The 20329-nt window shown below is 63.7% G+C and carries 18 protein-coding genes; 5 read left to right on the top strand and 13 right to left on the bottom strand.

Going from position 1 to position 20329, the window contains the following annotated elements; all coding sequences use genetic code 11:
- Window positions 1-12 precede the first annotated feature (12 nt).
- Window positions 13-1443 carry a glutamate synthase subunit beta gene (locus tag BLU32_RS15750; RefSeq protein ID WP_093808493.1) on the top strand — a complete coding sequence of 477 codons (1431 nt, stop codon included), beginning with the start codon at window positions 13-15 and terminating at the stop codon, window positions 1441-1443.
- A gap of 79 nt (window positions 1444-1522) precedes the next feature.
- On the opposite strand, the gene BLU32_RS15755 is transcribed toward BLU32_RS15750, so the two are convergent.
- From BLU32_RS15755 to BLU32_RS15775, 5 genes are all read right to left on the bottom strand, one after another.
- Window positions 1523-2518 (bottom strand): hypothetical protein, encoded by a 996-nt coding sequence (locus tag BLU32_RS15755; RefSeq protein ID WP_093808495.1) that lies wholly within the window; start codon window positions 2516-2518, stop codon window positions 1523-1525.
- Between the two features lie 123 nt (window positions 2519-2641).
- Window positions 2642-3952, bottom strand: coding sequence for a methyl-accepting chemotaxis protein (locus tag BLU32_RS15760; RefSeq protein WP_208976901.1), 1311 nt, complete (start codon window positions 3950-3952; stop codon window positions 2642-2644).
- Between the two features lie 191 nt (window positions 3953-4143).
- Window positions 4144-5286: a DUF459 domain-containing protein gene (locus BLU32_RS15765; RefSeq protein WP_093808497.1), complete on the bottom strand. Its 1143-nt coding sequence runs from the start codon at window positions 5284-5286 to the stop codon at window positions 4144-4146.
- 108 nt (window positions 5287-5394) lie between these two features.
- On the bottom strand, window positions 5395-6657 hold the full coding sequence (locus BLU32_RS15770; RefSeq protein ID WP_093808499.1) for a lytic murein transglycosylase: 1263 nt from the start codon (window positions 6655-6657) through the stop codon (window positions 5395-5397).
- A 96-nt stretch (window positions 6658-6753) separates the two neighbouring features.
- A complete protein-coding gene (locus BLU32_RS15775) occupies window positions 6754-8169 on the bottom strand; it encodes an outer membrane beta-barrel protein (RefSeq protein WP_157727712.1) in 1416 nt (471 codons plus the stop codon).
- Between the two features lie 255 nt (window positions 8170-8424).
- Here BLU32_RS15775 and BLU32_RS15780 point away from each other — a divergent pair, with 255 nt between their 5' ends.
- From BLU32_RS15780 to BLU32_RS15790, 3 genes are all read left to right on the top strand, one after another.
- Window positions 8425-9432, top strand: a complete 1008-nt coding sequence (locus BLU32_RS15780) for an SIS domain-containing protein (RefSeq protein ID WP_093808503.1) — start codon at window positions 8425-8427, stop codon at window positions 9430-9432.
- A gap of 165 nt (window positions 9433-9597) precedes the next feature.
- Window positions 9598-10365 (top strand): motility protein A, encoded by a 768-nt coding sequence (locus BLU32_RS15785; protein WP_093808505.1) that lies wholly within the window; start codon window positions 9598-9600, stop codon window positions 10363-10365.
- A 242-nt stretch (window positions 10366-10607) separates the two neighbouring features.
- Window positions 10608-11462, top strand: a complete 855-nt coding sequence (locus BLU32_RS15790) for a flagellar motor protein MotB (RefSeq protein WP_093808507.1) — start codon at window positions 10608-10610, stop codon at window positions 11460-11462.
- A 17-nt stretch (window positions 11463-11479) separates the two neighbouring features.
- Here BLU32_RS15790 and BLU32_RS15795 read toward each other — a convergent pair whose 3' ends face one another.
- The 3 genes from BLU32_RS15795 to hemH all read right to left on the bottom strand — a co-directional run bounded on the left by BLU32_RS15795 (window position 11480) and on the right by hemH (window position 14148).
- Window positions 11480-11944: an NfeD family protein gene (locus BLU32_RS15795; RefSeq protein WP_172838634.1), complete on the bottom strand. Its 465-nt coding sequence runs from the start codon at window positions 11942-11944 to the stop codon at window positions 11480-11482.
- Window positions 11945-11946: 2 nt separating this feature from the next.
- Window positions 11947-12948: an SPFH domain-containing protein gene (locus tag BLU32_RS15800; protein WP_093808511.1), complete on the bottom strand. Its 1002-nt coding sequence runs from the start codon at window positions 12946-12948 to the stop codon at window positions 11947-11949.
- A 168-nt stretch (window positions 12949-13116) separates the two neighbouring features.
- Entirely contained in the window at window positions 13117-14148 is a 1032-nt protein-coding gene (gene hemH, locus BLU32_RS15805; RefSeq protein ID WP_208977074.1) for a ferrochelatase, read from the bottom strand.
- A gap of 311 nt (window positions 14149-14459) precedes the next feature.
- Here hemH and BLU32_RS15810 point away from each other — a divergent pair, with 311 nt between their 5' ends.
- The gene (locus tag BLU32_RS15810) at window positions 14460-14978 is read left to right on the top strand and encodes a response regulator (protein WP_093808513.1); all 519 of its coding nucleotides are present in this window, start codon (window positions 14460-14462) and stop codon (window positions 14976-14978) included.
- A gap of 35 nt (window positions 14979-15013) precedes the next feature.
- Here the strand turns inward: BLU32_RS15810 and BLU32_RS15815 are convergent, their stop codons facing one another.
- From BLU32_RS15815 to BLU32_RS15835, 5 genes are all read right to left on the bottom strand, one after another.
- Window positions 15014-15463: a response regulator gene (locus BLU32_RS15815; RefSeq protein ID WP_157727713.1), complete on the bottom strand. Its 450-nt coding sequence runs from the start codon at window positions 15461-15463 to the stop codon at window positions 15014-15016.
- 132 nt (window positions 15464-15595) lie between these two features.
- Window positions 15596-16837 carry a phenylacetate--CoA ligase family protein gene (locus BLU32_RS15820; protein WP_093808517.1) on the bottom strand — a complete coding sequence of 414 codons (1242 nt, stop codon included), beginning with the start codon at window positions 16835-16837 and terminating at the stop codon, window positions 15596-15598.
- Window positions 16838-16998: 161 nt separating this feature from the next.
- Entirely contained in the window at window positions 16999-17817 is an 819-nt protein-coding gene (locus tag BLU32_RS15825) for an ABC transporter ATP-binding protein (RefSeq protein ID WP_093811147.1), read from the bottom strand.
- Window positions 17818-17856: 39 nt separating this feature from the next.
- Window positions 17857-19176, bottom strand: a complete 1320-nt coding sequence (locus BLU32_RS15830) for an ABC transporter substrate-binding protein (protein WP_093808519.1) — start codon at window positions 19174-19176, stop codon at window positions 17857-17859.
- A gap of 74 nt (window positions 19177-19250) precedes the next feature.
- Window positions 19251-20327, bottom strand: a complete 1077-nt coding sequence (locus BLU32_RS15835; protein ID WP_093808521.1) for a branched-chain amino acid ABC transporter permease — start codon at window positions 20325-20327, stop codon at window positions 19251-19253.
- Window positions 20328-20329: the final 2 nt, after the last annotated feature.

Consider the following 20329-nt stretch of genomic DNA (forward strand, 5'->3'; position numbering starts at 1 on the left):
GAGACGGAGAACATGGGAAAAGTCACCGGTTTTCTGGAAATCGATCGGCAGGAACAAAAGTACCAGCCGGCGTCGGACCGTATCCGCCACTTCAAGGAGTTCACGCTCCCGCTGGAGGACAAGGAAGTCGAGCGCCAGGCCGCCCGCTGCATGGACTGTGGCATTCCCTATTGCCACGGCCCCGTCGGCTGTCCGGTCAACAACCAGATCCCCGACTGGAACGACCTGATCTACAACGGCGACTGGGAAGAGGCGGCGCGCAACCTGCACTCCACCAACAATTTCCCGGAGTTCACGGGCCGCATCTGCCCCGCACCCTGCGAGGAAGCCTGCACGCTCAACCTCGAGGACGTGCCGGTCGCGATCAAGACCGTGGAACAGGCGATTGCCGACAAGGCCTATGCGGAAGGCTGGATCAAGCCGGAACCGCCGGCGGTGAAGACCGGCAAGACCGTCGCGGTCGTCGGCTCGGGACCGGCCGGCATGGCCGCGGCCCAGCAGCTGGCGCGCGCCGGCCACACGGTGCATGTCTATGAGCGCCAGCAAAAGGCCGGCGGCCTGATGCGCTACGGCATTCCCGACTTCAAGATGGAAAAGCACTACATCGACCGCCGCGTCGAGCAGATGGAAGCCGAAGGCGTTGTTTTCCACTATGGCGCCGATGTCGGCGTCTCGGTCACGGTGGATGAACTGAAGCATCGCCACGACGCGCTGCTGCTGACCTGCGGCGCGGAACGCCCGCGCGATCCGGGCCTGCCCGGCATGGATCTTCAGGGCTGCATGTATGCCATGCCGTTCCTGGTGCAGCAGAACCGCCGCGTCGGTGGCGAGGATGTCTCCGGCGAGGCGCCGTTCTGGGCCGGCGGAAAGCATGTCGTCGTGATCGGCGGCGGCGATACGGCGTCCGACTGCGTCGGCACCTCGTTCCGCCAGGGGGCGCTATCCGTCACCCAGCTCGACATCCGCCAGCGCCCGCCCGAAAAGGAAGACAAGCTCGCGGTCTGGCCCTTCTGGCCGACCAAGATGCGCACGTCCTCCAGTCAGGCCGAGGGCGCCGACCGCGAGTTCGCGGCCGCAACCCTCGAAATCGTTGGCGAGGACGGGCATGTAACGGGTGTCAAATGCGCCCGCGTCGATGAAAAGCGCGTACCGATCCCCGGCTCGGAATTCATCCTGCGCGCCGAACTGGTGCTGGCGGCGATCGGCTTCGCGGGTCCTGCGGAAGGCACCTATCTGGAAGAGCTGAAGGATGAAATGGCCCGCGACGCGCGCGGCAACATCCTTGCCGACACGGACGCCTACAAGACCTCGGTGGACGGCATCTTCGCCGCCGGCGACGTGCGCCGCGGCCAGTCGCTGGTCGTCTGGGCGATCCGCGAGGGCCGTCAGGCTGCCCGCTCCATCGACCTGCATCTGACCGGATCCACCAACCTGCCGCGTTGACAAACGCACGGCCCGGCCGCGTGTCCCTCAAGGAACGCGGCCGGGCCGCCGACGCAGCGTGCGGGTCACGCGCGGCTCATCACTTTCCGGGATTGGCGAGAAACGACAGGATGCGCTCGACAAGGGCTGCATGGACCGTGCGGCGCACTTGCGCGGATCTCCCGCACAGCGCCGGATCGCCACCCTCCTGCAACAGAATCTCCGGCCCCGCAGGGGTGCAGAGCGGGAAGGCATCGAAGGGGTCGGCTTTTGCAAGGGTGACGAGACGGACATTCCCGCCGTTGCCGGCCAGCCTTGCAGAGGCGTCTCTCCCCTCGTCTGTCTCGCCAAGCGCGATCACAAGGGACGGAGCCGCTCTCGTCGCACCGTACCGTGACAACACGTCAGAATATTCCGGCGCGATCGCCACCGCGGCAAAAAGCCCGGGAAACTGGTACGAGCGGGCGAGCGGCGCGCGGGCGAGCGTTTCAAGCGCAACACCTCCGGCGGCATACCAGGCACATTCGGGGCCAGACGTATCCGAACATGATCGCATGACGGCATCCGGATCAAACCGGTGGCCGGAAAGGGCGAGCGCCGCGGTCCCGCCGAGTGCGAAACCGACCGCCGAAATCCGGGCCCGGTCTATTCGCCCCGCCCAGCGCGGATCGCCAAGCACAGCTTCCATTGCGCGCTTCATGTCTTCGGGTCGCCGCCAGATCTCATCAGCCCCCGCCCGCGCGCTCTTCGGCCAAGGCGCGTTCACCTCCACCACGACATGACCCGCAACGGCAAGCATCGCACCGAGCCAGGCACCGGAATCCGGGCTCGACCGGATTCCGCCATGCGACAGCAAAACCAATGGAAACGGCCCCGGGTCCGGCTCGGCGCCTGGCACCGCATGCGGTCCGAGGAAAACGGCGTTCCCGGTAACGGCCCGCGGCGAACCGCGATGCGCCGGATACCAAAGCGTCAGCGACAGATCGCGCGCGCCCTGAGGATCCGCAACCGGGATCACGGCCATTCCCGGCGCATCCATCGCATTGACGGATCCGAACGGAAGGAAGACAAGGAGAAGAAGGCAGAGATACCGCATGTGCCGGAGCCTTTTCATGCCAGTGGCACGGAGGGCGTCACCGGAACGCGCCCGCAATATCTCCGCGCACCCGCATGCGCAAGCCCGGCCGGGGCATGCGTCACCTGGACCAGGTCGATGCGATCAGGCCGCGTCGCGATCCTGGCTTGCATTGATGTTCTTCAGGAAGCCACCGACCTGCTGGTGCAACGCGCCGGAAAGGTCCGCCAGTTCGGCGGTGGCGCCACGGATCTGATCCGTTGCCGAGCGCGTGCTTTCGCTCGCCTGCGACAATTCCGACATGCTGGACGCCACGCTTTCGGTATTCTGCGTGGCAAAATCGACGCTTTGGGTGATTTCGCCGGTCGCCGCCATCTGCTTTTGCACGGAACTCAGGATGGTGTTGGAAATCGTGTGGATCTGCTCCACCGTTCCCGCGATGGAGCGGATCGCGCCCACCGCCTGCTCGGAAACCTGCTGCACCGCCTCCACCTGCTGGGAAATGTCCTCCGTGGCGCGCGATGTCTGTCCGGCAAGCGTCTTCACCTCATTGGCGACGACGGCAAAGCCGCGTCCCATCTCCCCGGCACGCGCGGCCTCGATGGTCGCATTGAGGGCCAGCAGGTTGGTCTGATCGGCGATCTGCTTGATCAGGTCGACGACCTCGCCGATCGCGCGCCCGCTTTCCGCCAGCCGACCGACGATCGTGTCGGTTGCCCGCGATTCGTCGACCGCCGCCTGCGCCATTCTGGCGGATTGCTCCATCTCCCGCCCGATCGCGAGGATGGATTGTGTCATTTCCTCCGCAGCCTCCGCCGCAGTGGCCACAGAGCTGGAGGCCTGCTGCGAGGAATCGGAGGCGGCGCCGACGGCCTGAGACGCCTGATCGACCGCACCGTCGAGATCGTTGGAAAGTCCGCCGACCCGCTGCGCCGCCGTGCTCAGGCGTTGCACGACACCGACAACCGACGTTTCGAATTCATTCGCCACCTGGCGCAGCGTCTCGACGCGTTGACTGGCCAGGTCCTCCTGCTGCTCAAGGGCGATGCGCGCATCCTCGACCGCCTTTTCAGCAAGCTTTTCGCGAAAACCGGCCACCGATCGCGCGATTGACCCGATCTCGTCGCCCCGATCCGCACCGGCGATCTCGATCTTGAAATCCCCGTGCGACAGTCCGTCCAGACCGGTCTGCAACGCCTTGAGAGGCCGCCTGACGCCCATGGCAAGGACATAGGCCATGGCGAGGAACGCCACGCCGACGGGCATGCACACCAGCGCGATCTCGACCATCTCGCCAAGGATCAGCCGATCAAGACTGGAGGCTGCATCCGGCCCGAGAAAGGACGATGCCTTGGTCGGGTCGCCCAGCGCCCGGGTGAGCGAGGTGCGGAATGTATAGAAAGCGAAACCCGTGCCGCCCAGCATGATCATCGCGGCGGTGCCGACCATGAGCATAAAACGCCCCAGGACAGTCAGGGAGAAAAGCGAAGAACGGGAAGAACGGGAAGAAATCATGTCGCCGACCTTGTATTCGATCCGCTGACATCCTTCCTTGAATTGATGAAAAAAGAGAAAACCCCCGACCGATTTCAACGCGGCCGATCAAGGGTGCGCTCCGCCGTCGCTTGACGGTCGGCGTGTTGCGATCAGCGGTCGGAAAGACGGTAGTCGTCGACCCGCCCGTTTGCCGGCGGCAACACTGCCCCTTGGACAATCAGCCGGTACTGCGGCGTGTCCACCACCGGCGCGTTGCGCGCGTCTTCCGCGCCGGCCAGTTCCGTTTCCGGCGACCCGATCCGCCCGGTCAACACCACGAAGTTCGGGTCGTCCTCGACACCCTCGAACGCGAATGCCCCCGACGATCCGAGCACCCGCGCAATGGCCTTCTCGGCAAAAAAGGCAAGTTTGCTCTTGCCAGGCCATGTAAAGCCCACGCCCGCATTGTCCCGCAGTCGACGGCGACGGCCCTCCACATCGGGGCCATAGGAGGTATATCCCCCCTCCTCATCGAGAAACACGTCCCAGACATCGACATAAATGGCATTTGCCGCCTCGACGCGATCCTTGATCAAGGTGGTGACATAGCTGAAGTCGGATCGTCGCGCGCGCCCCTTCGGGGGCGGCAGGCCCACCCAGAGAAGCGGCGTGCGCTGTCGACGGGCGGCGGACAAGAGCGCATCGACACGTCGCCCGTAGGCCCCGGCCCATGCCTCGCTCCGGAACTCCATTTCCGCACCCGATGGCAGGACGAAGTCGCGCATGTCGTTTGAGCCGATCAGCACGACGATCGCCCCGACCCGGCGACCCTGCACGACGCCCTGCATGCGGTCGGCGATCTCGCTGCCCATTTCCGTCGTCAGTCCTTCATCGGCGAACACAAGCGTGTCGACCCGCACCGAGGGGACCTCCGAATAGCTCGCCTCCAATCCTTCGCCCAGGTCTTTCGCCAGATCGCCGCCGACGACGAGCACGACGCGGGCATCCGCATCCTTCGGCACCTCGACGATCACGGGCTTCACCGGTTCCCGCCTCGGCTGGATCCGCTGTTTGGGACGTTGTTCCTTCATCCGCGTGCGCCGGTTGTTGTCGACCCCGAACAGGCGCAGAAGCGGCGACAGGGGGTGGAACCCGGTCCCGCGCGTGTCGCCCGGCTTGACGATCGGACCGTTGCTTTGGGCATGCACCGGCGCGACCCCGGTCGCGCCGAGCCCGGCAACGCAAAGCAGAAGCACCACGCGAAACAGTCCATGGCGTAGGCGTTGGCCGAAGTGGGATCGAAGGAACGTCATGGAGCGACCCTAGCGAATTGCGCTGCCACAGTCCAAGGGCGCGCGCAAACTGGCGGGTAAATGCCGCCGGAGGTGGACGCCCGACTGCGCATCAGATCAGCCCGCATGTCACCGACCGGAACTGATGCGCTCCAGCAAGGCGACGGAGCCATATCCGTCCGGGATCAATCCGACCGAGCGCTGATAGGCGCGAATGCCGCGCCGCGTCGCCGGGCCGATCCGCCCGTCCGCGGCGCCGACATTGAACCCGCGCCGGTTCAAAAGGGTCTGCAAATCCTTCGCCTTTGACCGCGACAACGGCAGGGCCCTGCGGTCCCAGTCCTGCGCGAACGGGCCGCCGCCACGCACGCGGTCAGCCAGATGACCGACGGCGAGCGCATAGGCGGTGGCGTTGTTGTAACGCTTGATCACATAGAAATTGCGCAGCATCAGGAAGGCAGGCCCGGATGCGCCCGCCGGCAGGATCAAGACCGCATCGTCGGCAGGCCGCGGAAAGTCGCGGCCGTTGGTTCGACGCACGCCAAGCCGGCTCCAGTCCGCGAGGTCTTTCTCCTCGTCAACGGTTCCATAGTCGAAGCCGCGCGGCAAAACGACCTCGTATCCCCAGGTATTGCCGGTGCGCCATCCGTGCCGCTTGAGATAATTGGCGGTGGACGCCAGCGCATCGGGGATGTTTGTCCAGATATCCCGCCGCCCGTCACCATCGTAATCCGATGAATACTGGCGCCAGCTGGAGGGCATGAACTGCGTGTGACCCATTGCGCCGGCCCAGGAGCCTTCCATGCGCTCGGGCTGGACGTGCCCGGCATCGAGGATTTTCAGGGCAGTGACCAGTTCCTTGTTCCAGAAGCTCCTGCGGCGTGGCGCGGCATAGGCAAGGGTTGCCAGCGCGCGCACCACATAATGCTCTCCCATGAAGGAGCCGTAGTTGGTTTCCATGCCCCAAATCGCCACGACCGCCTCCCGGTCAACACCGTAGCGGCGTTCGATTGCGGCAAGCTCCGTGGCATAGGACGCGAGCATTTCCTGCCCCTTCTCGACACGGGTGTCCGAGACGGCCGTGTCGAGATAGTCCCAGATCGGCTTGACGAACTCCGACTGCTTGTTCATCAGCCGGATCGTGTCGGGATCGGGCGTCACCCCCTGAAAGGCGCGCCGATAGGTGTCGCGGCGAACACCGGCGTCTCGTGCAACGGGCCAGAACCCGTTGACCCACCGGTTGAAGTCCGTGTCCGCGGCGGCCGGCGACAGCACACCGGCGCCAAACGTCACGGCGGCCGTCAGCATCGCCAGCGACAGCCGACCGGCCGGGCGGCAGGTGAACCCGCGAGATGCCGCAACGGCCTTCCGGAAAATGCGCAAGACAGTCATCCAAACTCCTGGTGTGGTTTCAGACCTTCGCCAAATGTCCCTGGTGGCAAAGGGTCACGCGCGCCCCCCGGCGCCCGCATTGTGAATAAGTGGCGCTCAATGGCGAAACCGCAATCCGCCCTCGATCGCATTTTCGCTGTAGCCCGCGCCCGGCGTCGTCGAACTGAACCGCCGGAAAGTGTAGCGCCCCTGCACGGCGACACTCGATGTCAGCGCCCAGGTCAGCGCCGCAGTGGCGCTGGCCTCGTCCTCGATCAGGCGGATCCCGGCATAGTCGCGCCGCGACAGTCCGACGCCGATTTCACCCGACAGGGCATCTGTGAACCCGTGGGCAATCCGCAAATCACCCGAGTAGAGCAGCGACCCGGGAGTTCCCGAGAGCGTCGAAGGCGCAAGATCGGTCGCAAGCGTTGCCGTGACCGTTGTGAGCCGCGACGGCGACCAGATCAGCGATCCGTCCACGGTCAAACCCTCGAGCCGCTCCAGACGGGCGTCATCGAGCGTTTCGCTGCGCCAGCCGGCGCTGATATCGCCGCTGATCTTGCCGCCGGCGTCGAAGGCGATGCCGGCGCGCAGGGCATATCCCTTGGAATCGCGGTCGGCACACAGGGAAGGGTCCGTGCAACGCTCGAAATAACGACGCGTGAGAAGACTGGCTTCGGCAAACGGCTGAAGGCTCGCGCCGGTGTTGCCGTCGAGCCGCAACGTCGCGGAAAACAGCGCATTGTCGCGTTCCCGGTTGGCGGCCGTCGTGTTGCCGCCGGTGTAAACGGTGGAATCCACCTCGCCGCGCAGCTCCGCGCCGACAAGCCCGACCGAACGGCGCAGGGCAAGCCCGCCGCCCAGTTCGTGAATGTCGCGCCCGCCGCCGGTGGCCTCGGCGCTGCCGCTGTCTTCGAGCGACAATCCGTACCGCGCGGAAACCTCCACCTCGGTGCGGTCGCTGACATCGAGACGCAACAGCGCGTCGAGCGTGGCGCTCGGATCCGCGTCGACCGTGCTGTCGGGATATCCGGTGAAACTGCCGCGAAAATTCACACCCAGACTGTGCCGCGACCAGTCCGACTGTGCCCGCAGCGTCGGCGCGATGCGATACAGCAGACCGGAGGAGCCGGACGTGTCGCCGGAGCGGTTGTCGGTCCAGCCGAGCCCGGTAAAGAGCTCGGGATACAGCAGAAAGGACCCGACCCGGATCCCCTGTGGCGCGTCGCGCTGCGTGTCACCGTCATAGATGTCGTTGACCAGCGTGCCTCCGCCTCCCGTCGCCGCTCGCCTCGCCACGGCGCGCAGCCGCTCGGCGAACGGCTGGACGGGGCGAACACGGCCCGCCTCGGAGAGCGGCTCGGTTTCCTCGCCGGCATCGGTGTCGCGCGCCGGATCGGAAGCGGCAGCGTCTTCCGCGTTGCCGTCGTCTTCCGTGTCGCCATCATCGTCCCCGGTCGCGTCGGCACCCAGGTCGTCCTGGGCAAAGACACTGCCCTGCGGCGCGGCTCCGCCCAGACTTCCGCGCATAGACGCGTCCTGCGCCCGCACCGTGTGGACGGAAGCGGCGAGGACGGCTGCAAAGAGAATGTGCGCGACAAACCGGTTCATAAACGGGACCATTCGGGAACGTCGGGCAGCAACGGCCCACTTTGGCCATGATCATGATCTGTTAAGGTTAACCAAGCGTTGCCAATCCGCTTCGACACGGTCCGATTGCCAGCGCTTGCCGGACGGCCTTGCGACCGGTAAGACCGACAACAAAAGATCACTGGACATGAGACAATGACGGCAGCCACGCTTCAGTCACCTTCGCGCTCACACGACCCGGGCTCGGCCCTTTCTTCGTCCTTGCGCACGATCGACACGGAACTGGCCGGTCTTGGCATTTTGCGAAAAGCCCTGGCCAACGGATTGGCAGACCCTTTCGCACGCGCGGTTGAGAGCATCGTCAGCGCAAGCGGCCGCGTCATTGTCACGGGCGTCGGCAAGAGCGGTCATGTGGGCGCCAAGATCGCGGCAACCTTCGCCTCGACCGGCACCCCGGCGTCCTTCGTGCATGCCACCGAGGCAAGCCACGGAGATCTCGGCATGATCACGGACCATGATGTGGTGCTGGCGATCTCCTGGTCGGGCGAGACCCAGGAGCTGGCTGCCACGATCGCCTACACGCGCCGCTTCAAGGTTCCCCTGGTTGCGATGACCTCACGGATCGACAGCGCGCTCGGCTCCGCCGCCGACATCGTGCTGTCTCTGCCCAAGGTGGAGGAAGCCTGCCCGCACGGGCTGGCGCCGACGACCTCCACACTGTTGCAAATGGCGACGGGCGACGCCCTTGCCATCGCCCTGCTCGAAGCGCGCGGCTTCACCGCCCAGGACTTCAAGATCTACCATCCGGGGGGACGTCTCGGCGCAACGCTGCTGCATGCACGCGACATCATGCATTCCGGCGACAAGCTTCCGCTTGCCGATGCACACACCTCCATGCGCGATGCGATTGTTCTGATCACGCAAAAGGGCTTCGGCATTCTCGGGATTGTCGATGCGGACGGCAGGCTGATCGGCATCATCACCGACGGCGATCTGCGTCGCCACCTGAGCAGCGATTTTCTCGAGAAAACCACCGCCGACGTCATGACCCGCGATCCCAAGACGATCGGCACCGACCTTCTGGTCGCATCCGCGATGGAGTTCATCAACCGGACGTCCATCACCGTCGTGTTCGTCGTCGAAAACGACATGCCGGTCGGCATCATTCACCTGCATGATCTCTTGCGGCATGGCGTTGCCTGACGCTGCCGCTCTTGGTTGAGTATCTTAAAACTCTGTTTACCTTGATCTTTTTTTCGGCATTCTCATCGTTTGCTTTCTGTGCGCTTAGGGATTGATTAGCCCTACCGCCCCTATGATCACCACTGCTTCCAGTCGGTCGGATCGGTTCCGGAGCGTGGTAGGATCATGGATCTAAGTTCAATCATCGGCATTATCGCCGCCTTCGCCGTCGTGGTCGTCGCCATCCTGATTGGCGGCAACATCACCCAGTTCGTCGACGTGCCGTCGATGCTGATCGTGATAGGCGGCGGCTTTGCGGCGACGCTGGTGCGTTTTCCGCTCTCAGGCATCAGCAGCGCCTTCGTCGTCGGCAGCAAGGCTGCCTTCACACACAAGAAGGTCAACCCGCGCGACCTGATCGAGGAAATCACAAAGCTTGCCGACACCGTGCGCAAGTCCGGCCCGCTCGGCCTGGAGAATGTCGAGGTCAGCGATCCGGCACTTGCAAAGGGCGTGCAATATATCGCCGACGGCTACGAATCGGATTTCATCAAGGACAGCATGGAGCGCGAACGCGATCTCTATCTGGACCGGCTCCAGGCAGGAAAGAAGGTGTTCAAGGCACTGGGCGATTCGGCCCCGGCCTTCGGCATGATCGGCACGCTGGTTGGCCTGGTGCAGATGCTGGCGACGATGGATGACCCCTCCACGATCGGACCGTCGATGGCGATCGCGCTTCTCACCACCCTTTATGGCGCGCTGATCTCCAACGTCATCTGCCTGCCGATCGTCGACAAGCTGGATTCCAAGTTCGACGTGGAAGAGGTCAACCAGACACTGGTGATCGATGGCGTCATGCAGATCCGAGAGAACAAGAGCCCGGCCCTGATTCGCGACATGCTGATCGCCTATCTGCCCGAAAAGCAGCGCGCCGACCTGGTCGAGGCGGCCTAGGGTGTGGACCCATAAATGAGGCTGACATGGCATGGAAAATGGCGATGAATTGCGAAGAAGGGCGTGCAGAGCGGGCCGGGTGCCCGGTCAAGCGCGCTGACGATGCAAAGCGAAGCCATTTCCATGTCCTTAGGATTTGACCGGATTGCGCCTCAAACCATGGCAAATCCCATTTATGGGTCCACACCCTAGGGCCGCAGCGCAGACGCTGACGCGGCAGACGCGAAACTGGAGAAAAAACGATGGCCCGGAAGAAACAGGCAGGCGGCGGCGGCGCTCCGGAATGGCTGGTGACCTTCGCCGACCTGATGTCCCTGCTCGTTTGCTTCTTCGTGCTCATCATTTCCTTTTCGATCCAGGACAAGCAAAAGCTTCAGGTCGTCGCCGGCTCCATGCGCGAGGCCTTCGGCATCAAGGAAACCTCCCGCCGCACCGGGATCATCGAGGTCGAGGGCATTCCGATCCGCGACTACATGAAGGACATCACGCAAGTTGCGGACGAGCTGGATTCCGACTTTTCCCAGGAACGCCACGAAAAGCGCCGCAAGCAGGGGCCGGAAGCCAACACCCACGACGTGCGCGAAGCGGAGATAGAGCGCCCGCGCCAGTTTGCCACCGCGGCCGCATCCCTGCGCCAGGCCTGGCAGGAGATGCCCGACATCACGGAGATCTCCTCCAACATCATCCTCGAGGAAACCGAGGAAGGGCTGAACATCACGCTGGTGGACCAGGACGGACGCTCGATGTTTCCGGAAGGCTCGAAATATCCGTATGAAATCACCCGCCGACTTCTGTCGGCGATGGCGCCTGTGATCGCGCGCATGCCCAACCGGATCGAGATCACCGGTCACACCACGTCCGGCGGCGCCGCCATCAATCCAGGCTACACGGCCTGGGAGCTGTCCGCCGACCGGGCCAATGCCGCCCGCCAGGTCCTGTCGGAATACGGCATTCCGTCAGATCGCTTCTACAGCGTCGTGGGAAAGGCCGATACCGAACCGCTGTTTCCCAACGATCCCTATCTGGCGGCCAACAGGCGCATCGGCATTCTTTTGATGAGCGAAGAACCGCCGATCCCGCTCGGACACAATCCCTAAAGGACGACCCGGCCCGTTCAGGACGGGTCCTTCGGTGACACGGCAACCACGACAAGAAGCGGCCCGTCGAGGCCTTCCACGCGGATCCGCGTGCCCGCAGGCATGTCGGCCCCGGTCACGCGCCAGATCGTATCGTCGATCCGGACCCGGCCGTCTCCTTGCGAAATCGGCTGCTCCAGAACGAACTCCCGGCCCACCAGACGGCTGCCGCGACGGTTGAGGCCCGGATCGCCTTCCGCGTCCCCGCTCCTGCGCATGAAGGCCCGGCCGACCAGAAGACTGGCGAGCGACAGGACGCCGAACAGGACGAGCTCGACCTGCCAGGAGATGTCGACGAATAGCGCCAGCGTTCCGACGATCAGCGCGGACAGACCGAACCAGAGAAAGAAGGTTCCCGGCGCCACGACTTCCAGGCCAAGCAGCAGCAGCCCGCCGATCCACCAGGACCAGGGCCCGAGCTCGAAGATGATCCGCTCGATGATGCTCATGTGCCGCTCTCGTCGGGCCGCGTGCCGGCGCTGGGCACACGCCCTGCGCCTCCGCGCGGGCGAGCACGGTTTTCATCGCCGAAAGCCTCCTTTGCGATCTCCGCGACACCGGCGAGCGACCCTAGGATCGACGTCGTTTCGGTCGGAAGGATCAAGAGCTTCTGGTTCGGCGAATTCGCGAACTTGCCAAGCGCCTCGACATACTTGTTGGCGACGAAATAGTTGATCGCCTGCAGGTCGCCGGCGGCGATCGCCTCGCTGACCATGCGGGTTGCCTGGGCCTCCGCCTCTGCCGAACGTTCGCGTGCCTCCGCATCGCGGAACGCGGCCTCGCGGCGGCCTTCGGCTTCCAGGATCAGCGACTGCTTTTCCCCTTCCGCCTGCAGGATTTCCGACTGCCGCTTGCCTTCGGCTTCCAGAATGGAGGCGCGCTTTTCGCGCTCCGCCTTCATCTGCCGGCCCATCGCTTCGACCAGGTCGCGCGGCGGATTGATGTCCTTGATCTCGATGCGGGTCATCTTGATGCCCCAGGGCGCGGCCGCAGCATCGACGACCCTCAGCAGCCGGCTGTTGATCTCGTCGCGATTGGACAGGAGTTCATCGAGATCCATCGACCCCATGACCGAGCGGGTGTTGGTCATCGTCAGGTTCAGGATCGCGTTTTCCAGGCCCGACACCTCATAGGCGGCACGTGCCGCGTCCAGTACCTGGTAGAATGTCACCCCGTCGGAGGTCACGGTCGCATTGTCGCGCGTGATCACCTCCTGCGAGGGAACGTCGAGCACCTGCTCCATCATGTTGATCTTGTGACCGATGCGATCGACGAAGGGCACAATGAAATTTAGGCCCGGCGTCAGTGTCTTACGATACCGCCCGAACCGCTCCACCGTGAAATTGAAGCCCTGCGGCACCGTCTTGACGCCGGCAATGACCACCAAGACGGCAAGCACGAACAAGACCACGACGAGAATGTCGAAGCCGGCGATACCATCGATCATGAAACTGTCCTTCCCGGCAGGAGCAGCCGACACGGAAGAGACCGCACGGCCGACCGGCGGCAGGGCTGCCGCGCGGTTACCCGCTCAGATGTACCCACTCCGCGCCAATGTGCAAGTTCGGGAAGACGCCGGGAACTGTCGTCCACCGTCGTTTGACGGCATGACCGGTCAGACCCAGCCGGACAGTTCGCGCTCGACGATGGTCTTCAGGACCGACACGCCTTCCGCGCTGTCGTTCAGACAGGGGATATGGGCGAAGTGCTCGCCGCCATGCTCCTCGAAGATCTCCCCGGCCTCGCCGGCGATTTCCTCAAGCGTTTCCAGGCAGTCCGCCACAAATCCCGGATTGATGATCGCGAGCTTCTTCACGCCTGATTTGGCGAGGCTCTCCACCGTCTTGTCCGTATACGGCTGAAGCCATTCCTCGGGGCCGAACCGCGACTGGAACGTGATCCTGAGCTTGTCTTCGGGCCAGCCGAGACGTTCGCGCACCAGCCGCGTCGTCTTGTGGCAGTGGCAGTGATAGGGATCGCCCTTCTTGAAATAGGACTGGGGAATGCCGTGGAACGAGGCCAGCACCAGTTCCGGCTCGAAATCGAGCGAGGCCATGCTGTGTTCGATGGAGACGGCCAGCGCATCGATATAGGCGGGGTCGTCGTGATAGGGTGGCACCGTCCTGAGCGCGGGTTGCCAGCGGATCTTGGTAAGCTCGTTGAAGACCACGTCGTTCACGGTCGCCGTGGTCGAGGCCGAATACTGCGGGTAGAGCGGAAACACCAGCAGGCGCTCGCATCCCTGTTCGCGCAAATGTTCCAGCCGCGATGCGATCGAGGGGTTGCCGTAGCGCATCGCCCAGTCGACGACGATGCGTCCATCCGGATCCGACAGGCCGGCCGTGAGCTTGTCGGCCTGCGAACGGGTGATCGTGCGAAGCGGAGATTCGTCCAGTTCGCGATTCCAGATCTCGTCGTAGGCCTTGCCGGATTTCGTCGGCCGGGTGTTGAGAACAATGCCGTAGAGGATCGGATACCAAAGCGCGCGCGGCCACTCGATAACCCGCTTGTCCGAAAGAAACTCGCGAAGATAGCGCCGCATCGAGCGGAAGTCCGTTCCGTCCGGCGTCCCGAGGTTGACCAGAAGGACGCCGATCTTGCCGGCCTTCACCTTCGGGTGATCCGAGGGCAGCCGGATCTGCCGCATGTCGCGCGCGCGGTCTTCTTGGTCGGTTTCCTGGTCGATTGCGGTCATGCTGTCCATGGGGCTCCCGGTCGCATCCTGTTTTTTACCACCGCGCACATAAGGCGCCGGGCGGCAATCGTCCACATCCTAGCCCGTGTACGCGCGCAAGTTCACAAAGGTTTTGCTCCATGCGCGACATGCTGCCGCACAATGCGAGCGGATATTCCTGCACGCCACCGGCCCGGAATTAACGCAGCCTTTAGCCGGGATAGTCAAAAGTCCCGAGATACGCAACGTGCGAAGTTTCAGCGATATCCCGGAACCGAACAGGCATGCCCTTCACGTCGAACGCCAAACCCGGCAAACGAAACGCCGTCATGCTCGTCGAGCGCAACTCCTTTACCCGCCGCCTGATCCGCGGAATGCTGAAGGAAATCGGCATTCACAGCGTGATCGAAGCGCGGGACGGCGCCACGGCCGAACACATGCTGAAGACGAACCCGGTCGACGCCATCCTCCTCGACTGGCGATCCCCCGGAACCGAAAGCGCGCGCATGCTCGCCCGGCTGAGACAGGCGGACAATCCGAAGACCGCCGTCACGCCGGTGATCATCACCAGCGCCCATGTCGACCTGGCGCTCCTTGAGCGCGCGGCAAACCTCGATGCAAGCTCCGTCATGCTCAAGCCGTTCTCGCTGAATGTCCTGCGCTCCCATGTTCTGGCAGTCCTCGGCGAAATCGACGCCAAGCCACTGCCCGACATGCCCCCCGAAGCGGATCGCGACGGGACGCTGCCGGTCGCGGCCGGGAATGCGCCGGCAGTCGAGGACAGCGAGATCTTCTATCTTTAGGGAAACGGGGCACGAAGGGAACGGGCCGGAGCAGGTCAGTCCGGCGGATAGCGCTCCGCGACCTTGAACCAGAATTCCACGATCGTGTGCAAGACCTCGCTCATGCCCGTGAGACTGTCCGCCTTTGTCACCACAGCATTCGCGCCGGCCGCATAGGCGGAGCGGATCGTCACCGGGTCATCGGCCGTCGTGAAGACACATACCGGAATCGCGCTGAACTGCGCATGTGCCCTCAGCCGCGCCAGAAACTCCGTTCCGCCCATCACCGGAAGGTTCAAATCGAGAAGGATCAGATCCGGCGGAGGACTGCCCGAGGCCGCGAGCCCGTCGAGAGCGACGAGCGCATCGGCGCCGTTTTCAGCGGTGGTGATCCGCACCGGAACGGGCGAGGTTTCCAGCGATTTTTGAATGATTCGAATGTCGTCGGGATCGTCCTCGACAAGCAGAATGGCAGCGCCGCGTGTCCCCGAATCCGCATCCTGCATTGCCGCGCTTGCCCTCGTTTGCTGTGCCTGACCCGGCGCCTGAATAGGCCGAACCGACATGAGTGTGCAACAAAAACGCGAACACTCTATGCCCCACACCCGAACAATCCTAACAAAGAGCAAACAATATTGTCAGGATTTGTAGTTTCGCTCGTCCGAAATCACCTTCCCGTCATTGGGCAAACTGCCAAGGTCGGCCTGCTCGGCATGACCGCCGAGTTTTGTGATCTCGCGCAAGCTGTCGGCCAGGGCATCAGCGAGACCGGGTCCCGCGCCCTCCGCCTCGAACAGCAGTCGCATCGCGTCCTGATCGCCGCTGCGCTCCACCACGAGACGCGCCCGCGCCACTTGCGGATGGCGCGCAACCACCTCCGCGATCTGTTTGGGATCGACGAACATGCCCTTGACCTTGGTGCGTTGATCGGCACGTCCCATCCACCCCTTGAGGCGCATGTTGGTGCGCCCGCATGACGAGCGCCCCGGAAGGGTGGCCGAGAGATCGCCCGTTCCGAAGCGAATCAGCGGATAGCTCTGCTTGAAGGTGGTAACGACGAGCTCGCCGACCTCGCCGTCGGCCACGGGCGTTCCGGTGCCCGGACGCACGATCTCGACGATCATGTCCTCATTGACGATCAATCCGTCATCCGCGATCGCCTCATAGGCGATCACGCCGAGATCGGCGGTCGCATAGGCCTGCAGCACGTCAACGCCGCGGCTCTTGTATTCAGCCCGCAGGCTGGGAAACAGCGCTCCGCCCGACACCAGCGCCTTGGTCAGGGACGAGACATCGCGGTCGAGCTCGGCCGCCTTGTCGAGAATAACCTTTAGATAATCCGGCGTGCCGGCGTATCCGGTCGGGCGCAACGCCGTGATCGCATCCACCTGCGCCTCGGTGTTGCCCACACCGGCGGGATAGACGGCACAGCCCAGCGCGCGCGCGCCATGATCGAGAATGAAACCGCCCGGCGTCATCTGGTAGGCGAGCGCATTGTGCACGATGTCCCCGGCCCGGAATCCTGCAGCGTAAAAGGCCCGCGCCGCGCTCCAGGGATCGTCCCCCTCGCCCTGCGGCTCCCATATCGGCCCGGGAGACATGAAGATCCGGCCGAAGCTCGAGGCGTCTCCGGCAGCGAACCCGCCGAACGGGGGCGTTTTTTCCTGCGCCGCCATCAGATCGGCCTTGCGCAGAACGGGAAGGTCGGCAAGCGCCGCACGGTCACGGATCGCATCCGGCGCGACGCCGGCAAGATAGTCCGCCCACGCCGGCGCATTGGTCATCGCGTGCGAGATCTGTCCCGGCAGCCGCGCGAAAAGCCCTGCCTCGCGCTGGTCCGGGTCCTGCCCCTCCAAACGGTCGAAATGATGGTTGCTCATCGTTTTCCCCATGCGTTCTGGCCCATGCCGTCAGGCCTTATCCGTTCAGGCAGCCGGCTGTCGCGAGGCGCCTCGGGCAAAATAACCCCTATCCGCTGAAAGGCTTCGGCGGCGGAGGACAGTCATCAGGGTTCGGTATCGGATACGTTCCGGCGGGCCTGTCAGGCCAGCCAGCGCTTGCGCCGCTTGTAATGCTTGACGTTTCGAAACGACCTGCGCCCCTCACCGCCAACCCCAAGGTAGAATTCCTTGACGTCCTCGTTTTCCCGCAATGCCTTTGCGTCGCCATCCAGCACGATCCGACCAGCTTCCAGAATGTATCCATAGGTCGCATAGCGCAGGGCGACATTTGTATTCTGCTCCGCCAGAAGGAAGGACACGCCTTCCTTGCGGTTGAGTTCCTTGACGATTTCGAAGATTTCCTCGACCAGCTGCGGCGCAAGGCCCATCGACGGCTCGTCGAGAAGGATCATGTTCGGACGGCTCATCAATGCCCGTCCGATCGCACACATCTGTTGTTCGCCGCCGGAGGTGTACCCCGCCTGGCTGCTGCGGCGCTCCCGCAGCCTTGGAAAGTAGGTGTAGACCTTCTCCAGGTCCTGCTTGATCGCGGTCGACCCGTCGCGGCGCGTGTAGGCCCCGGTCAGCAGGTTTTCCTCGATGGTCAAATGGCCGAAACAGTGTCGGCCCTCCATCACCTGAATGCAGCCGCGCTTGACGAGATCGTTCGGCGACAGCGCCTGAACCTCCTCGCCCTCGAAAACGATCGCACCCTTGGTGACATCGCCGCGCTCGGCGCCGAGCAGGTTGGACACGGCCTTCAGCGTGGTGGTCTTGCCCGCGCCGTTGGCGCCGAGGAGAGCAACGATTCCCCCCTCGGGCACGGTGAGCGAGACGCCCTTCAACACCAGGATCACGTGATCGTAGATCACCTCGATGTTGTTCACCGACAGGATTGGATTGGCGGACGTCTCGTTCATTTTCAGCTCCACATTATCGGGATCGTGACCGTTTGGCGGTCAGTTGCAGTCCCGCGGAGTGATGTTGTTTTCCGCCGCATAAGCTGCGGAATCCTCTTCGATCAGCGCATTGATCACCGACCGGTCAGGCTCGATCCCGGAGGCGACGACGTGCCACGTCCCTGCGGCCGCATCCCACTGCTGGATCAGCACCGTGCCCGGATCGGAGTGAACCGCGCAGGAGATCTCCACCGGATAGGTGAAGTTCGGCAGGCCAAGCTCGCCAAGCCGCTCCTCGGTGACGTTCAGCGCCTCGAGGCCTTCACGCACGTCCTTGCCGACGATCTCGTTGGACCCCTTGATCTCCATCGCCTTGCGGATCGCCTCGGCCGTCCAAACGGCTGCAACGAGACCACGGTTGTAGAGAACCTCGCCGACCCGGTCGCGGTCGCCCGCCCCCATGTCGGCGTCATACACCTTCTCCAGAATTTCCTGATGCAGCGGGAAATCGGCGCCCGGAGCGTGGAAGGTTGCGGAGAGATAGCCGTTGGCGCCCTCGCCCGCCGGCGTGACGTCATGCTCGGAGCCGGCCCACCAGTTGCCGATGAAGCGATCCATCGGATAGCGGATCGAGGAGGCTTCCTTGACCGCCACCTGGTTCATGACGCCCCAGCCCCACATCAGGACCCAGTCGGGCTGCATGCGGCGGATCTGCAGCCACGTGGCCTTCTGCTCCTGGCCCGGATGGTCGACCGGCAGGAGCTCCAACGTGAACCCATGCTTCTCCGCGAGGTTTTCAAGCGTACGGATCGGCTCTTTGCCATAGGCGGAGTTGTGATAGACAAGCGCGATCGTCTTGCCCTTGAGCTGATCCTCGCCGCCCTCGATCGCAGCCGCATAGTTGACCATGCCGGAGGCTGCGTCCCAGTAGGTTCCCGGGAAGTTGAAGATCCACGGAAACACCTTGCCGTTGGCGGCCGATGTGCGGCCGTAGCCCATCGTGAACAGCGGGATCTCGTCGACCGAGGCCTTCGGGATCAGCTGATAGGTGATGCCGGTCGAGAGCGGCTGATAGACCAGCGCGCCGCTGTCGCCCTGCCCCTTGGTGTTCTCGTAGCACTCCACGCCCTGCTGCGTGTTGTAGGCCGTCTCGCACTCCACGAAGTTGATCGTGGCGCCGTTGATGCCGCCGTCGCGCTGCTCCAGGAGCTTGAAGTAATCGGCGTAACCATTGGCGAAGGGAATGCCGCCCGGCGCATAGGGTCCGGTGCGATAGACCAGCGACGGAATCGTCAGTTCATAGGCCTGTGCGGTGGACACCGCCACCGGCCCGGCGACCGCAAGCGCGGCAAGCCCGGCTGTAAGATGCTTCAGTTTCATTTTGTTTCCTCCCTTGGAACAGGATATCGGGCAGTCGGCTGAGGGCGCGTGTTTGTCTGTTGTGCTGCGTTGCCTCAGTAGGGGAAGGGCCACAATCTCAGCTTTTCCTTCGTGATCTGCCAGAGCCGGGCAAGGCCGTGCGGCTCGACAATCAGGAAGAAGATGATGAGGAGGCCCATCAAGAGGATTTCGACGTGCTTGGCCATCGTCGGCATCATGCCAAGTCCGTCGACCATGAAGTTTTTCAGGAAAATCGGCAACAGGATCAGGAAGGCCGCCCCCATGAAGGAGCCGACGATGGAGCCCAGCCCGCCAATGATCACCATGAACAGCACCAGGAACGAGACGTTGATGCCGAACACCTCGCCAACCTCGACCGCGCCGAGATAGACGGTGAAGAGCAGCGACCCGGCCATGCCGATGTAGAACGACGACACGGCGAAGGCCGACAGTTTGGTCAGCAGCGGACGAACGCCGATCAGTTCGGCGGCAATGTCCATGTCGCGGATCGCCATCCAGTTGCGGCCCAGACGCCCGCGCACCAGGTTCTTGGCGATAAGCGCGAAAACGGCGAGCAACGACAGGCAGAAGAGATATTTCACCCACGGAAGCGCCGAGGGGCCGGTCAGCAGGAAACCGAACATCTCGCGGTCGGGCGCGGTGATCTGCCCCGTCATCGAGTAATTGTAGAACCAGCCGAACTTGTTGAAGACCCAAACCAGAAAGAACTGGGCGGCAAGCGTGGCGACCGCGAGATAAAGCCCCTTGATGCGCAGGCTCGGCAGGCCGAAGACCGAGCCGACCGCCGCCGTGATCCCGCCCGACAGCATCACAACGAAGATCATGTTCATCTCGGGGAAGGACGTCATCAGCTTGTAGGACGCATAGGCGCCCACCGCCATGAACCCGCCGGTGCCGAGCGAGATTTGCCCGCAGTAGCCCACCAGAATGTTCAGCCCCAGCGCCGCCAGGCCGTAGATCAGGAGCGGCAGCAGAACGGCGTTGGTCCAGTAGTCGTCTACAAAGAACGGCACAACCAGGAACGCAAACGCCACGAACGCCCACACCACCCAGCGGTCCTGGGCGATCGGAAAGATCGCCTGATCGCGCTGGTAGGACGTCTTGTATTGGCCGGCTTCACGATAAAGCATTG

Origin of the sequence: Stappia sp. ES.058 (assembly GCF_900105595.1) — a bacterium.
In the GTDB taxonomy this organism is placed as follows: domain Bacteria; phylum Pseudomonadota; class Alphaproteobacteria; order Rhizobiales; family Stappiaceae; genus Stappia.